At 73.7% G+C, this 15,155-nt stretch carries 13 protein-coding genes and 2 tRNA genes; 11 read left to right on the forward strand and 4 right to left on the reverse strand.

Translation table 11 applies throughout. From position 1 onward, the window contains the following. Nucleotides 1-140: 140 nt before the first annotated feature. Nucleotides 141-671, forward strand: coding sequence for a M48 metallopeptidase family protein (locus OG994_RS29885; protein ID WP_328851666.1), 531 nt, complete (start codon nucleotides 141-143; stop codon nucleotides 669-671). 110 nt (nucleotides 672-781) lie between these two features. Continuing rightward, on the forward strand, nucleotides 782-1,390 hold the full coding sequence (locus OG994_RS29890; RefSeq protein ID WP_328851667.1) for a hypothetical protein: 609 nt from the start codon (nucleotides 782-784) through the stop codon (nucleotides 1,388-1,390). A gap of 162 nt (nucleotides 1,391-1,552) precedes the next feature. On the opposite strand, the gene OG994_RS29895 is transcribed toward OG994_RS29890, so the two are convergent. After that, complete coding sequence (locus OG994_RS29895) at nucleotides 1,553-2,848, reverse strand: zinc-dependent metalloprotease (RefSeq protein WP_328851668.1); 1,296 nt, start codon at nucleotides 2,846-2,848, stop codon at nucleotides 1,553-1,555. A 112-nt stretch (nucleotides 2,849-2,960) separates the two neighbouring features. Here OG994_RS29895 and OG994_RS29900 point away from each other — a divergent pair, with 112 nt between their 5' ends. The 8 genes from OG994_RS29900 (at nucleotide 2,961) to OG994_RS29935 (ending at nucleotide 10,395) form a co-directional block, all read left to right on the forward strand. Beyond that, nucleotides 2,961-3,974: a YlbL family protein gene (locus OG994_RS29900; RefSeq protein WP_120329018.1), complete on the forward strand. Its 1,014-nt coding sequence runs from the start codon at nucleotides 2,961-2,963 to the stop codon at nucleotides 3,972-3,974. A gap of 269 nt (nucleotides 3,975-4,243) precedes the next feature. Further along, complete coding sequence (locus tag OG994_RS29905) at nucleotides 4,244-7,258, forward strand: UPF0182 family membrane protein (RefSeq protein WP_120329130.1); 3,015 nt, start codon at nucleotides 4,244-4,246, stop codon at nucleotides 7,256-7,258. Nucleotides 7,259-7,397: 139 nt separating this feature from the next. Then, a complete protein-coding gene (locus OG994_RS29910; RefSeq protein ID WP_120329019.1) occupies nucleotides 7,398-7,907 on the forward strand; it encodes a SigE family RNA polymerase sigma factor in 510 nt (169 codons plus the stop codon). Next, the gene (locus OG994_RS29915) at nucleotides 7,897-8,802 is read left to right on the forward strand and encodes a hypothetical protein (RefSeq protein WP_328851669.1); all 906 of its coding nucleotides are present in this window, start codon (nucleotides 7,897-7,899) and stop codon (nucleotides 8,800-8,802) included. Before OG994_RS29910 ends, OG994_RS29915 begins: the two co-directional genes overlap by 11 nt. A 119-nt stretch (nucleotides 8,803-8,921) precedes the next feature. Then, nucleotides 8,922-8,995: transfer RNA gene (locus OG994_RS29920), tRNA-Met, on the forward strand. Nucleotides 8,996-9,219: 224 nt separating this feature from the next. After that, nucleotides 9,220-9,293, forward strand: a tRNA-Met gene (locus tag OG994_RS29925). A gap of 127 nt (nucleotides 9,294-9,420) precedes the next feature. Then, entirely contained in the window at nucleotides 9,421-9,981 is a 561-nt protein-coding gene (locus OG994_RS29930) for a hypothetical protein (RefSeq protein WP_328851670.1), read from the forward strand. A gap of 162 nt (nucleotides 9,982-10,143) precedes the next feature. Continuing rightward, on the forward strand, nucleotides 10,144-10,395 hold the full coding sequence (locus OG994_RS29935; RefSeq protein ID WP_120329021.1) for a hypothetical protein: 252 nt from the start codon (nucleotides 10,144-10,146) through the stop codon (nucleotides 10,393-10,395). A gap of 79 nt (nucleotides 10,396-10,474) precedes the next feature. Here the strand turns inward: OG994_RS29935 and OG994_RS29940 are convergent, their stop codons facing one another. Further along, nucleotides 10,475-11,803, reverse strand: a complete 1,329-nt coding sequence (locus OG994_RS29940; protein WP_328851671.1) for an ABC transporter substrate-binding protein — start codon at nucleotides 11,801-11,803, stop codon at nucleotides 10,475-10,477. Between the two features lie 157 nt (nucleotides 11,804-11,960). Between OG994_RS29940 and OG994_RS29945 the strand changes: the two genes are divergently transcribed. Next, entirely contained in the window at nucleotides 11,961-12,794 is an 834-nt protein-coding gene (locus tag OG994_RS29945) for a phosphoribosylaminoimidazolesuccinocarboxamide synthase (RefSeq protein ID WP_328851672.1), read from the forward strand. A 42-nt stretch (nucleotides 12,795-12,836) separates the two neighbouring features. Here the strand turns inward: OG994_RS29945 and OG994_RS29950 are convergent, their stop codons facing one another. After that, a complete protein-coding gene (locus OG994_RS29950) occupies nucleotides 12,837-13,559 on the reverse strand; it encodes an acetate uptake transporter family protein (RefSeq protein ID WP_328851673.1) in 723 nt (240 codons plus the stop codon). A gap of 110 nt (nucleotides 13,560-13,669) precedes the next feature. Further along, a complete protein-coding gene (gene glpK, locus OG994_RS29955; protein WP_328851674.1) occupies nucleotides 13,670-15,154 on the reverse strand; it encodes a glycerol kinase GlpK in 1,485 nt (494 codons plus the stop codon). Between the last annotated feature and the right edge of the window lies 1 nt (nucleotide 15,155).

Below are 15,155 nucleotides of genomic sequence, written 5' to 3' on the forward strand. Positions count from 1 at the left end.
CCGGCAAGAAAATTTTCAGGACTCCTGGCGACCAATCGCCATCTTCCGGGCGCGTGTCGTGGGGTTGACCCTTGCGTACCCCTGGTCACTAGGCAGTAGCTTTCCCTCGTGGCAGCAAACCGAGGCTGCGCGGGTCTGTGATGGCCGGGACGCGCAAGCCGGTTGTCGAGGTGCGGCGCAGCCAGCGCCGGCGACGCACGGTGTCCGCGTACCGCGACGGTGAGCGTGTCGTCGTCCTGATTCCCGACCAGTTCTCCCGGGCCGAGGAGAGCGAGTGGGTCGACCGCATGCTGGCCCGGCTCGCCGCCCGTGAGGGCCGGTTGGCCCGCACCGACGCGGAGCTGCTCGCCCGGGCCACCCGCCTGCGCAACGCGTACCTCCCCGAGTACGGCCACGAGGCCCTTCCGGCGAGCGTCCGCTGGGTGACCAACCAGAACGGCCGCTGGGGCTCCTGCACCCCGGCCGACCGCACCATCCGGATCTCCCACCGGGTGCAGGAGATGCCCGACTGGGTGATCGACTATGTGCTGCTGCACGAGCTGGCGCACCTCATCGTCCCGAGCCACAACGCGGCGTTCTGGGCGTTGGTCGCGCGCTACCCGAAGTCGGAACGCGCCCGGGGCTACCTCGAGGGCGTGGCGGCCGCCGCCGTCCCCGCCCTCACCGACTGACGGCCGTCGCGCCGGCCCCGTCGCGCCCGGCGGTCCGCCGCCGGCGTAGGCACCCCGGCACCCCGGACGCCCCCGACGCCCCGACGGGCGGGGCGGGTTAGGGTCGGGGGATGGTGCGGCGGGTGGTGGTGGCGTTGCTCGGGCCGGTGACCTGGACGCCTCCGGGCGTCGACCCGGCCCGCTTCCGGACCGCGCTGGCCGAGGACACCGTCGACCTGATGGCCACGCTCACCGAGGTCGACACCGCCGTGGCGGTGACCCCGGCCGACCGCTGGGTGGCCGACGCGGTGACCTGGCCGGGGATGCCGGTGTACGAGGTGGCCGAGCCGACGCCGAACGCGGTGTTCGCGGCGCTGTCCGGGTACGACCAGGCCGCCGTGCTGGCCGCCGACGCCCCGGACGTCCCTGGGCTCACCATCGGCAAGCTGCTCCGCCCGCTGACCAGCCGCCCGGTCGCGGTGGCACCGGCCGAGGGGGGCGGACCGGGCCTGTTCGGCGTCGCCGTGCGGCTGCCCGTACCGGAATGGTTACCGCCGCTGGACCTCGACCGGACGGTGCCCGCCACGGTGCGCGCCGCCGCCCCGCGCCCCGGTGACCTGGCCGTCACGCCGGCCTGGCGCCGGCTGCGGGGCCCCGCCGACCTGGCGACCCTCGACCCGGCCGTGGAGGGCTGGGAGGCGACCCGCGCGCTCCTGTCCGGCGCCGGCCACGCCGGCTGACCGGCGACCGACCCCGCCCCGAGGATGCCGGCGCCCTACAACGCGCGCCCTCCGCGGCGCCCGTCTCAGACGCCCGGTCTGACCGGTCAGTCACCCGGCTGAGCGGTCACGCAACACGGCCGGCGCCGCCCGAGGCGTCCGCCGGCCGCTGCGCGCCGTCCGTCAGGAGCGGCTCTCGCCGTCGCCGTCGTCCGGGCGCTGCTCGGGCTGACCCGGCGTCTGCTCCTCGGGACCGCCGGGGGCCGTGAAGTCGAAGTTCTCCAGCTCGCTGATGTCGAACTCGGCCATCGCGAACGCCACCGGGTCGGCGAAGTCCTCCTCGGAGGGGAGCAGGTCCGGGTGCCCCCAGAGCGCGTCCCGCCCGGCGATGCCGCGGTGCTCGGTGAGCGCGGCCCAGAGCGCCGCCGCCTCGCGCAGCCGGCGCGGGCGCAGCTCCAGACCGACCAGCGCGGCGAACGTCTGCTCGGCCGGCCCACCGGCCGCCCGGCGGCGCCGGAACGCCTCGGCCAGCCGCACCACGTTCGGCAGGCGGCCGCCCGCGGCGCTGTCCACCACGTGGCACACCCACCCCTCGACCAGCGCCAGGGCGGTCTCCAGCCGCGCCAGGGAGGCCTTCTGCGCCGGGCTGTCCTCGGGAGTGAAGATGCCCTCCAGCGCGATCGCCTGCATCGACTCGGGGTCGGTCGGGTCGACCCGGCCCATCGCCTCCTCGATGGCCTCCCGGTTGACCCGGATGCCCGAGGCGTACATCTCGACGGCGCTCAGCACGTGCCCGCGCAGCCACGGGACGTGCTGGAAGAGCCGCTGGTGGGCGGCCTCGCGCAGGGCCACGTAGAGGCGGACCTCGTCCTCCGGCAGCTCCAGGCCCTCGCCGTACGCCTTGATGTTGGCCGGGATGAGCGCGGCCGTGCCGGCCGGGCCGAGCGGCAGCCCGATGTCACCGGCGGAGAGCACCTCGGCCGCGAGCGAGCCGAGCGCCTGCCCCAGCTGCCCGCCGAAGAGGGCGCCGCCGAGGGTGGCGACCATCGACTGCATCGGGCCGAGCTGGGCGCGCGCCTCCGGCGGCACCAGGTCGCCCATGGCGCCGACCATCCGGCTCGCCACCGGGTCGCAGAGCTTCCGCCAGACGTCCAGGGTCTTGTAGATCCACTCGTTGCGGTTCCAGGCCACCGAGGTCTGGATGCCGGACGGCAGGGCCGAGGCCGGCTCCAGCCAGAGGTCGGCCAGGCGCAGCGCCTCCTCCACGGCGTTGCGCTCGTACGGCGACACCGCCGGGTCGCCCGCGGCCGCGAGCTGGCTGGCGGCCACCTGCCGCGCGAGGTCCCAGTTGACCGGCCCGCCTCCCGACGCGGAGAACAGCTGCTGCAACTGCGCCATGAACTGCTGCATCTGCGCGGGGTCGTTGGGGTCTGGTGGTTGCCCACCCGGTAGCGCGAAACCGAACGGAATATCAGGCACGACGTCTACGGTACGCGCGCCACGCCCCTGGTCGCGCCGCTGGCGTTGCGCTGAGGGCGAAGTCGTCCGCGCACCGACGGGACGAGCCGGACGGGTCGGTACGCTCTGCCGCATGAGACGTCGCGGCGTGACCGTCCTGCTCGGTGCCCTGCTCACCGCTCTGCTCAGCATCGGGGTGCTGGGCGCGCCGATCCCGTACGTGGTGCTCGGTCCCGGGCCGACGGTCAACACGCTGGGCACGGAGAACGGCAAGGAGGTCATCCAGGTCTCCGGCCGGGCGACCTCCACCTCGGCCGGGCAGTTGCGGCTCACCACGGTCGGCGTCCAGCCCTCGGTCAAGCTCCGCTCCGCCATCGCCGGCTGGTTCTCCGACGACGAGGCCGTGGTGCCCCGGGAGCTGATCTACCCGCCGGGGGAGTCGCAGGAGCAGGTCCAGCAGCGCAACGCCGAGGACTTCGCCGCCTCGCAGACCAGCGCCGAGACCGCCGCGCTGCGGGAACTCGGCTTCCCGGTGCAGGTCGTGGTGAAGTCGGTGAACGCGGACGGGCCCGCCGCCGGGGTCCTCAAGGCCGGTGACGTGCTGACCTCGGTCGACGGGCAGCCGGTGCCGGTCGCCGTCCGGCTCACCGAGCTGATCCGCGCCAAGCCGGCGGGCAGCACGCTGACCATCGGCTACACCCGCGACGGCGCGCCGGCCACCGCGCGGGTCACCAGCCGGGAACAGGACGGCCAGCCGCGGATCGGCGTCCAGATCGAGCAGAAGCAGCCGCACCCGTTCAGCCTCAGCATCGACCTGGAGGACATCGGCGGGCCGAGCGCCGGGCTGATGTTCGCCCTCGGCATCGTGGACAAGCTGACGCCGGCCGACCTGACCGGCGGCATGGTGATCGCCGGCACCGGGACCATCGACGACGAGGGGAAGGTCGGCCCCATCGGCGGGATCGCGCAGAAGCTCGTCGGCGCGAAGCGGGCCGGGGCCAAGGTCTTCCTGGTGCCGGCGGACAACTGCGCCGAGGCGGTCCGCAACCCGCAGCCCGATCTGCCACTCATCAGGGTCGGCTCGCTGGACGAGGCGCTCGGCGCCCTCGAGACGCTGCGCGCCGGGGGCCAGCCGACCCGCTGCTGACCCCACGCGGGCCGCCGCTCGCGCCCGCCGCTCGCGCCCGCCGCTCGCGCCTCCGAGGCGGCCGGACCGCCCGTCCGCGGGCGGCGCGACGCGACCCCACGGGCGGCACGACGCGACCCCACGGGCGGCACGACGCGTCCCCACGGGCGGCGCGACGCGACCCCGCGGGCCGGCACGGCGCGACCACGGTCGGTCGTATTCAGGAACACCCCGTACTCTGGGTGCCTGGTCGGAGCCGATCAATCGAGCGTGCGGAGCCAACAGTGGTCATGCGAAGCAGCAGCCCCCTGCCGAGGATGAGTCGGCGCGGACGCGTCACGATCGCCGTCCTGGTCGGGGTGTTCGCGCTGTTCACCCTCCTCGGCTGGGGCGTACAGGCCTGGACGGACTGGCTCTGGTTCGACGAGGTCGACTACACCCAGGTCTTCACCGGGGTGCTCGTCACCCGGCTGCTGCTGTTCCTCGTGATCGGCCTCGCCATGGCGGTGATCGTCGGCGGCAACCTCTGGCTGGCCTACCGGTTGCGACCCCGGCTGCGCCCGCACTCGGTCGAGCAGGCCACGCTGGAGCGCTACCGGATGGTGCTCACCCCGCGGCTGGGCACCTGGATCGGCGTCATTTCCGTGATCGTCGGCCTCTTCGCCGGCCTCTCCGCGCAGAGCCGGTGGAACCAGTGGCTGCTCTTCCGCAACGGCGGCGACTTCGGCGTGAAGGACCCGGAGTTCGGGATCGACGTCGGCTTCTACGTCTTCCAGCTCCCGTTCTGGCGCTACCTCCTCGGCGTCGGCTTCACCGCGGTGGTGCTCGCCGTGGTCGGCGCGCTCGCCATGCACTACCTCTTCGGGGGCGTGCGCCTGCAGGGCGTCGGCGACCGGATGACCAACGCCGCCCGGGCCCACCTCAGCACGCTGGTCGCGCTCTTCGTGGCGCTCAAGGCCGTCGCGTACGTGCTGGACCGGCGCGCCATGCTGCTGGAGTACAACGAGGGCGCCAAGCTCTACGGCGCCGGCTACGCCGACGTCAACGCGCTGCTGCCGGCGAAGGAGATCCTCGCGTACATCTCCATCGTCGTGGCCGTCGCGATCATCATCTTCTCCAACGCCTGGATGCGGAACCTGGTCTGGCCGGGCATCTCGCTCGCCCTGCTCGGCGTCTCGGCGGTGGCGATCGGCGGCATCTACCCGTGGGCGGTGCAGACGTTCGAGGTGAAGCCGAGCGCCAAGGAGAAGGAGGCGCCGTTCATCGAGCGGAGCATCGAGGCGACCCGGGCCGCGTTCGGCCTCGCGGCCACCAAGACCACGGCGTACGGGGCCACGAACCTCACCCCGCCGGCCAGCCTGGCCACCGACACGTCGGTCGTGCCTAACGTCCGGCTGCTCGACCCGCAGCTCGTCAGCGAGACGTACACCCAGCTCCAGCAGGTCCGGGGCTTCTACGACTTCGGCCCGAAGCTGGACATCGACCGGTACGGGGTGAACGGCAAGATCTCCGACTACGTCGTCGGCGTCCGGGAGATCAACTACGACGAGCTCACCGACCAGCAGAACACCTGGATCAACCGGCACACCGTGTACACGCACGGGTACGGCCTCGTGGCCGCCCCGGCGAACCAGGTGGTCTGCGGCGGCCAGCCGTTCTTCGTCTCCGGCTTCCTCGGCGAGCGGACGCAGGAGTCGTGCTCCTCGCAGACCGAGCAGATCCCGGCCACCCAGCCGCGGATCTACTACGGCGAGCGGATGGGCGACGACGACTACGCGATCGTCGGCCAGACCGACCCGAACAAGAAGGCCGAGTTCGACCGGCCGGTCGGCGAGGGCGGCGGCGAGTTCTACACCTACACCGGCTCCGGCGGCGTGGAGATCGGGTCGTTCACCCGCCGCCTGCTGTACGCCATCAAGGAGCAGGAGTCGAACTTCCTGCTCTCCGGCGCGGTCAACGAGAACTCGAAGCTGCTCTACGTGCGTAACCCGCGTGACCGGGTGGAGAAGGTCGCCCCGTTCCTGACCCTCGACGGCGACCCGTACCCGGCCGTGGTCGGCGGCCGCGTCCAGTGGATCGTCGACGGCTACACGACCGCGGCGACCTACCCCTACGCGGAGCGGGTCAACCTGCGTGAGGAGACCACGGACGAGCTGACCGGCCGGGGCACGTTCCAGCTCGCCCGGGAGAACGTCAACTACATCCGCAACTCCGTGAAGGCGACCGTCGACGCGTACGACGGCACGGTCCGGCTGTACGAGTTCGACGAGAACGACCCGGTGCTCAAGGCCTGGAACAAGGCGTTCGGTGGCGACCTGGTGCTGCCGAAGGAGGAGATCCCGGCCGAGCTGGCCGAGCACTTCCGCTACCCGGCCGACCTGTTCAAGGTGCAGCGGAACCTGCTCATCAAGTTCCACGTGACGAACCCGGGCGACTTCTACTCGGCGCAGGACTTCTGGCAGGTGCCGAACGTTCCGGACGCGCCGGACAGCGGGCAGACGCAGCCGCCGTACTACCTCTTCACCCAGTTCCCGGGTCAGGAGGGGCCGCGGTTCCAGCTCACCTCGGCGGTGACCCCGAACGGCCGGCAGAACCTCGCCGCGTTGATCTCCGGGTCGTACGTGGACGGCGAGCCGCGGCTGGAGGTGCTGGAGCTGCCCGACCAGACCCGCATCTCCGGGCCGGTGCAGGTGCACCAGCAGATGACCAACAACGGCGACATCCGGCAGCAGCTGAACCTGCTGGCCGCGTCCGGGCAGGCGCAGGTGCAGTACGGCAACCTGCTCTCCCTGCCGTTCGGCAACGGGATGCTGTACGTCGAGCCGGTCTACGTGAAGAGCAACAACCAGGACGCGTTCCCGCAGTTGCAGCGGGTGCTCGTCTCCTACGGCGACGGCGGCTCGTTCGTGGCGCTGGCGAACAACCTGTCCGACGGCATCAAGCAGCTCGTCGAGCAGGGCAAGCGCGCCGCCGACAACGCGCCTCCGCCGCCCACGGGTGGCGACCAGCCCCCGCCGCCCACCGGCGGTGACAAGCCGCCGATGACCGGCGAGCTGGCCGCCGCGGCGGACCGGGTGCAGTCGGCCATCGCCGAGGTGCGGGCCGCGCAGGCGTCCGGCGACTTCGAGCGGTACGGGCGGGCGCTCAAGGCCCTCGACGACGCGATGAAGGCGTTCGAGCAGGCCCAGGGTCAGGCGACCCCGACGTCCGGCACGCCGGGCGGCACCCCGGCGCCGAGCGGCAGCGCGTCACCGAGCGCCCCTCCGCCGTCGCCGGGCGGCAGCCCACCCGCCGGGGGCGGCTGACCGACACGACGTCAGCCCCCGGTACGCCGGACCGACCGGTCCGGCGTACCGGGGGCTCTGTCGTCTCTCCGACCGCAACCGGCCACCCGGTTCGTCCGTCCTGTCTGAAAAGGAGGCGACCGGGGAGTGTGGTGCGGACATGAGGGACGCGAGCAGTTTCGACGAGTTCTACCGGAGCACGTCCCGACGCATGCTCCGGTACGGCTACGCGGTCGCCGGCGACTACGTCGAAGCGCAGGACCTGGTGCAGGAGGCGTACGCCCGGGCCTGGCGGCAGTGGGGGCGGATGTCGGCCCACCCGGCGCCGGAGGCGTGGCTGCGGCTGGTCGTCGCCCGACTGGCCACCGACCGGTGGCGGCGGCTGCGCGGCTGGCAGGCGGCGCTCGTCCGGAGCGGGCCGCCGGAGGCGGTGCCGCCACCCGGCGAGGACGCCGTCCTGCTGACCGGCGCGCTGCGTCGACTGCCGGCCGCCCAGCGGCAGGCGCTCGCCCTGCACTACCTCTTCGACATGTCGGTGGACGAGATCGCCCGGGAGACGGGGGTGCCGACCGGCACGGTGAAGTCCTGGCTGTCCCGCGGCCGTGCCCGGCTGGCCGCACTGCTGCCCGGCGTCTCCGCCGCGGAACTGGAGGCCAACGATGTCGCGTGACGTGTCCGACTTCTACCGTTCCCTCGCCGCCGACGCCGACGGCCGCCCACTCGCCGGGCCGGACGCGCTGCGCCGGTGGGCCGACCGGAGGGCCCGGGTCCGGGCGGCGGGCGGCAGCCTCGTGGCGGTGCTGCTGATCGCCGGTGCCGCCACCGGCACCCGGCTGGTCCTGGCCGACGACCGGGGGCCCGTCACCCCGCCGGCCGCCACGCCGACCGTGACGGCGAGCCCACCGTCACCGTCCCCGGCCACCCCGGCGCCCACCACCACCGCACCGGCCACGCCGGACCGCACGCCGTCCGCGCCCGCGACCGGTACGCGCGCTCCCCGGACGCCGACCTCGATCCCGGACCGGGCCTTCTTCGCCCAGCCGGCCGGGCTCGTCGCGGCCCCGCCGTACTTCACCGAGGGGGAGCCGGTCCTGCCGGAGTTCTGCGGCGCCGACCTCGACGAGCCGGTGGTGCAGCGGCGCACCCGCGCGCTCTTCTACCACCTGGGCACGGACCGGCCGGAGACGGCCGTGCCGTACGGCAGCTACCGGCACACGATCACCATCCACCGGGCGGGGCGGGCCGGCGACTGGATGGCCGACCTTCGCCGGGCGGTGCGGGAGTGCCCCGAACAGGAGGCCGCCTCCGGCGGGGTGTCGCGGCAGCGGCTCCTGCCCGGCGGCGCGTACGGCGACGAGTCGCTGCTCATCGAGCTGCGCACGCCCGCTCTGACGGCGGGTGGGACGGCCGAGGGGGAGACCGTGCGGCTCATCCGGGTCGTCCGGATCGGCGACGTGGTGACCGTCCTCTGGGAGATCGGCTGGGAGGGCACCTCCAGCGACCGGGCGAACGTCGACGACTACAGCCGCCGGGCGGTCCGGGCCGTCGCGGACTGGCTGGACTGACCGGGTCGGTGCCCCGCCGCCCGGCGGGGCACCGCCAGGCCCCACGGACCCGTCCGGTGTGCCCTCGCGTACGTCGCTTTGCGGCGTACGGGGATGGTGCGCTACGGTTGTCAGGCCGACGCGGGGTGGAGCAGCTCGGTAGCTCGCTGGGCTCATAACCCAGAGGTCGCAGGTTCAAATCCTGTCCCCGCTACGAGAGAGGTCCGAGCCCGTTCCCGACATCCGGGGGCGGGCTCGGTCGCGTTCGTGGCTCCGTTCCTCGGCGCCGGCGGGATGCCGCGGCCCGGCCACCGGATCGCCACTCGCGCGCACGAGCGTGGACCGGGGCTGCGGATGCCCCTGCTTCCGGTGTCGGGGCCGGATCGGGGTACCGCCGGAACCCGGCCGCGGACGATGGGGTAGAGTTGTGGGCACCGACGCGGGGTGGAGCAGCTCGGTAGCTCGCTGGGCTCATAACCCAGAGGTCGCAGGTTCAAATCCTGTCCCCGCTACGAAAGACGGCCCGGGCCCCGGACAGGGGGCCCGGGCTTCGTCGTTCCGGGGCACCTTTCGCCGATCCGGGCCATGGGCCGGCGGCGGTGGTGGCGCGTACGGTGTGGGCGACCCGAAGGAGATTCGATGGTTGTCCGACCGCCGGGGCGCCGCAGGCCCAACCGGACGCGTTTCGTGGTCATGCTCGTCGGGCTGGTCGTCGTGGGCACCGGGATCGTCTACGGGATCCACTGGCTGGGCCACCCCTGGGCGCTGGCGCTGCCCGGGAAGCCGGCCCTGACCGGCTACTGGCAGGGCGATGTGCCGTACGGCTCCGGCGACGAGCGGCACATCGTGCTGCACCTGACCGACGACCCGCCGAGCGCGCACGACCGCTGCACCACCTGCCCGGCCCTGAGCGGTACGGCGACGGTGTGCGCGGGTGACCGGGCCGAGCGGTACGAGCTGTGGGGCAACCCTCTCAACTACCTCGGCAGCCGTTTCTCGCTGCACACCCGCTCGGAGGCCGAGGGGCCCGGTCCCCGCCTGAACGAGCTGCACGGGGAGTGGGAGGGCGACGTGATGCGCGTCCGCACGTCGCTGACCCGCCTCGACGCCGCCGGCGCCACCGTCGGGTCCGACTCGCCGCCCACGACGTTCGAGATGTCCCGCGCCGACGAGGCGGCCTTCGACGCGGCGTGCCGCTGACACGGCTGACACCGGCGCTGGCTCCCCTGCCCCGCTGATGCTCCCGAGGCCCCTGGCACGGCGGCGGTGCGGGAGACGTGCCACCGGCCGCCGACGGACGTGCACCCACGGTTACCGGTCGAGCGCGCTGCCGTGGTTGCGTTCCTCGGCGAGGATGTCAGCATGTCTTCTTTCGGCAAGTGGTGGGCCCGCCTCGGCGCGGTCCTGAGCGCGGTCGTGCTGTCGGTGTTCGTCCCGGTCGCGGCGTGGGCGTCGACCGGGACCGGTGAGCTGGTGGTGGAGGCCGCGCGGCGGCGGTCCCGGGGCGGCGGCTTCGGTTTCCTCGGCCTGCTCTGCTGCCTCGTGGTCGTCGTGGTGATCGTGGTTCTGCTGCTGCGCCTGACCCGCAACCGCCGCGGCGGTCCGCGGCGCTGACCCACGGGCCGCGCTGATCCGCGCGCTGACCCACGGGCCGCGCTGACCCTCGCCGGCCCGCGGACGGCCCGCGTGCGCCTCAGGCGGCCAGGGCGGCGTCGGCCTGCGCGAGGAAGCGGGTCGCCGCCGTCGGCGCGTCGACGCGACCGGACCGTACGCTCTCGGCGGCGGCCACGAGCAGGCCCCGGACCCGGGCGTGGCCCTTCGGGGGCGGCGGCGGTGCGGTCCCGATCGCCGTGCCGAGGGCGTCGCCGAGCGCGGCGGCCCGCTGCTGCGCCGGATCGGTGACGCTGCCCTGCACGGCCCGTCGTACGGCCTGGCTCGGCGTGAGCCCCCGGTCGTGGCCGAGGACGGCGCCGGCGGCCACGTCGGTGGTCAGGAAGTTGATCACGTCGACGGCGGCGTCGGGGTTGCGGCTGCCCCGGAAGACCGCCCAGTACATCGACGCGCGGGCCCACTGGGCCATCGGGGAACCGGGGAAGGGCACGACACCCAGCTCGGCCCGGGTGAGGCGTTGCAGCTCCGGAAGCTGGTGCGACCAGGCGAGTGAGGCGGCGGTCAGCCCCGACACCACGAGCTGGTGCGCCCGCTCGCCGTTGTCGGCCTCCTCGACAAGCGGGGCCCCGGGCACGGCGCGTCCGGCGCGCGCCCGCCGCCACAGCTCGAACCAGTCGAGCAGCTCGCCGGTGCCGAAGGCGAGCTGCCGGCCCCGGTAGAACTCGCTGCCCCGGCCGCGCAGCCAGAGCCAGAGCGCCCGGTGGTCGCCGGACGCGTCGGAGGTGCCCGCCACCCGGCCCCGGCTGGCCCGGGTGACCTGCTGGGCCCAGCCCAGGTACTCGTCCCAGGACATCCCGGCCCGCGGTTCGGGGACCCGCAGCGTCCGCAGCAGGTTCCGGTTGAAGACGACGGCCGCCGCGGTCTGCCCGGCCGCCACCGCCACCGTCCGGCCGTCCACCTGGCCGTAGCGGGCCAGACCGTCGGGCAGGTTGCGGAGGTCGAGCCGGTTGTCCGCGACGTGGTCGGTGAGGTCGAGGAGGATCTCGCGCTGGGCGTACTCGGTGAGGACGCTGTCGTCGAGCTGGATCAGGTCGGGCACGTTGCCGCCGGTCGCCTGCGTCGCCAGCCGGCCGTAGTAGCCGTCGAAGCCCTGCCAGGTGACCCGGAAACCGACACGGGGATGCCGTTCGCCGTAGAGGCGCAGCGCCCGCTCGGTCCGTTCCGCCCGCTCGGGGCCGCCCCACCAGAAGACCGACAGCTCGACCGGTCCCTCCCGGGCGGGGGCCGTGGTCGAGGGGTCCGTGCAGCCCGCGAGCCCGCCGGCGGCGAGGACCGGCGTCCCCAGCAGGGCGGCGAGCACCCGGCGTCGGCCGGGGTCGGCGCCGGCGACCGGTGGGCGGGAAACGGGCACGCGGGACTCCGGTGACGTGGCGAAGGGGACGGTCGGCCCATTCACGCAGGGACCGCCCGAAGGTGTCAACGGCCGTCCGGGCACACCCGGGCCGTACGCGTCGATGCGCCCCGCCGCCCTGGCCGGCGCGCCCCGCCCGCGTGATGTACTAGGCCGCGTGGAACTTCTGCACTCGGGCAAGGTCCGGGACGTCTACGCGGACGGCGACGACCTCATCCTCGTCGCCTCGGACCGGATCTCGATCTACGACGTGGTCCTGCCGACACCGATCCCCGACAAGGGCAAGCTGCTCACGGCGCTCTCCCTCTGGTGGTTCGCGCAGCTCGCCGACCTGGTGCCGAACCACGTCGTCTCGGCCACCGACGTGCCCGCCGAGTTCGCGGGCCGGGCGATCCGCTGCCGGCGGCTGGAGATGGTGCCGGTCGAGTGCGTCGCCCGCGGCTACCTGACCGGCGGCGGGCTGAAGGAGTACGAGCGCACGGGCGCCGTCTCCGGCGTGCCGCTGCCCCGGGGGCTGGTCGAGGCCTCGATCCTGCCCGAGCCGATCTTCACCCCGTCGACCAAGGCGCCGGTCGGCGAGCACGACGAGCCGATCACGTACGCGGACGTGGTGGCCGAGGTCGGCGAGGCGACGGCCGAGCGGCTGCGGCAGATCACCATCGACGTGTACCGGCGGGGCGCCGAGATCGCCGCCGACCGGGGCATCCTGATCGCCGACACCAAGATCGAGCTGGGCTGGGCGCCGGACGGCACCCTGGTCCTGGCCGACGAGCTGCTCACCTCCGACTCGTCCCGGTTCTGGCCGGCCGCGTCGTACCAGCCGGGACGGCCCCAGTTCTCGTACGACAAGCAGTACGTGCGGGACTGGGCGACCGAGAGCGGCTGGAACCGGCAGGCCCCCGCCCCGGAGGTTCCGGCCGAGGTGGTGGAGGCGACCCGCGCCCGCTACGTGGACGTCTACGAGACGCTCACCGGCAACCGGTGGGAGTGACGGGGGGCAGGCGGGGGCCACGCCCCGCGCCCGCCCGTACGGTCACTGCCCGACCTTGACGCCCGGCTCGCCGGCGACGAACTGGATGACCTGCCGGGGCTCCTGCCCCGGCCGGTCCGGCGCGCCGCGCTTGCCCATCGGCAGGACCACCCGCCGGTACGCGGACTCCAGCATCATGGCCGTCGCCGTGTACCAGCCGACGATGGCCGAGATGATGAAGAAGTAGGCGCCGAGTGTCCGCCAGCCCGAGATGTCGGCGAGCTGGCCGATCGTCTGACAGGTGGCGCCGGCGGCGAGCGTGGCCAGTGTGAGGGCGACGCTGAGGTTGACCGCGAGCGCGGCCGCCGCCCCGGCCCAGGTGATTGCCGCGAGCGCGAGGAACCAGTAGCCGAGCGCCACGAAGGGGGTCGGCGGGGTCAGCACGCCGACCGCCACGAGCAGGTAGAGCAGGCCGTACGCGAGCCAGAAGGCGCCCCAGATGCCGTGCATGGCGGTCGCCACGCCGTCGCGGGCCCGGTAGGCCCACATGCCGGCCAGGAACTGCGCGAGGCCGCCGGTGAACGCGGCGAAGGGGAACAGGAAGGTCGGCGCGGCGCTGTCACCCCACCACCCGGCCAGGTTCGAGGACACCACGAACGTGGCGGCGGCGAAGCCGTACAGGCCGAGGATCGACGGCGCGGCGACCGGCTGCAAGGAGATCTGCGCGTGGTTGCGCCAGAACTCGAACTCGCCGTCGTGGGACGGCGCGTGGGGCATGCGTGACATCTGAGCCTCCTCCGCGGCGGCCCCGGCCGGTCCGCCGAGGAGCCGGAGGCGTCTACCCGCTCCGGGGCGTCCCACACCGTCCCGCCCGGCGGCTGCCGGGGGCGATGCGCTCAGTCCACCCAGTTCAGGGTGCGCTCGACCGCCTTGCGCCAGTTGCGCAGCTCGCGGTCGCGGTGTGCCGGGTCCATCCGGGGGCTCCACTCGGCGTCCGAGCGCCACTGGGCGCGCAGGGTGGCCAGGTCCGGCCAGAAACCCACCGCGAGCCCGGCCGCGTACGCGGCGCCGAGGCAGGTGGTCTCGGTGATCCGGGAGCGGACCACCGGCACGTCGAGCACGTCGGCGAGGAACTGCATGAGCAGCCCGTTGGCGGTCATGCCGCCGTCCACCCGCAACCGTCGCAGCGCCACGTCGGAGTCGGCGTTCATCGCGTCGACCACCTCGCGGGTCTGCCAGGCCGTGGCCTCCAGCACCGCCCGCGCCAGGTGCCCCTTCGTGATGTAGCCGGTGAGGCCGGCCACGACCCCTCGGGCGTCGCTGCGCCAGTGCGGCGCGAAGAGGCCGGAGAAGGCCGGCACCACGTAGCAGCCGCCGTTGTCCTCGACCGTGCGCGCCAGGTCCTCCACCTCGGCCGCGGTGGAGATGAGGCCCAGGTTGTCCCGCAGCCACTGCACCAGCGAGCCGGTGACGGCGATGGCGCCCTCCAGGGCGTACGCGGCCGGCTGGCCGTCGATCCGGTAGGCGACAGTGGTGAGCAGGCCGTGCGAGGACGCGACGGCGCTCGCTCCGGTGTTGAGGAGCAGGAAGCTGCCGGTGCCGTAGGTGCACTTCGCCTCGCCCGGCTGGAAGCAGGTCTGCCCGAAGAGGGCGGCCTGCTGGTCGCCGAGCGCGCTGGCCACCGGCACCCCGGCGAGGACGCCCGTGGCCGTCCCGTAGACCTCGGCGGAGCTGCGGATCTCGGGCAGCATCGCGGCCGGCACGCCGAGCGCGTCGAGCAGTTCGGCGTCCCAGTCCAACGTGGAGATGTCCATGAGCATGGTGCGGCTGGCGTTGGTCACGTCGGTGACGTGGCGGCCGGTCAGCTTCCAGACGAGCCAGCTGTCCATCGTGCCGAAGAGCACCTCGCCGGCCTCGGCACGCGCCCGCAGCCCGTCGACGTTGTCGAGCAGCCAGCGCAGCTTCGGCCCGGCGAAGTAGGTGGCCAGCGGCAGGCCGGTGCGTTCCCGCAGCCGCTCCTCGCCGTACGCCTCGTCGAGTTCGCGCAGGAGCGCGCCCGTCCGGGTGTCCTGCCAGACGATCGCGTTCGCCACCGGGCGTCCGGTGGCCCGGTCCCACACCACTGTCGTCTCGCGCTGGTTGGTGATGCCGACGGCGGCCAGCCCGGCCGCGTCGGTGCCGGCGGCGTGCAACGCCTCCCGGACCACCTGCTGGACGTTCGTCCAGATCTCCTCGGCGTCGTGCTCGACCCAGCCGGGGCGGGGGAAGATCTGCCGGTGCTCGCGCTGCGACACGGCGACGATCTCACCGGCCCGGTCGAAGACGATGCACCGCGAGGAGGTGGTGCCCTGGTCGATGGCGGCGACGAACTCTGCGGTCACG

Origin of the sequence: Micromonospora globbae, assembly GCF_036184225.1 — a bacterium.
Lineage (GTDB): Bacteria > Actinomycetota > Actinomycetes > Mycobacteriales > Micromonosporaceae > Micromonospora > Micromonospora globbae.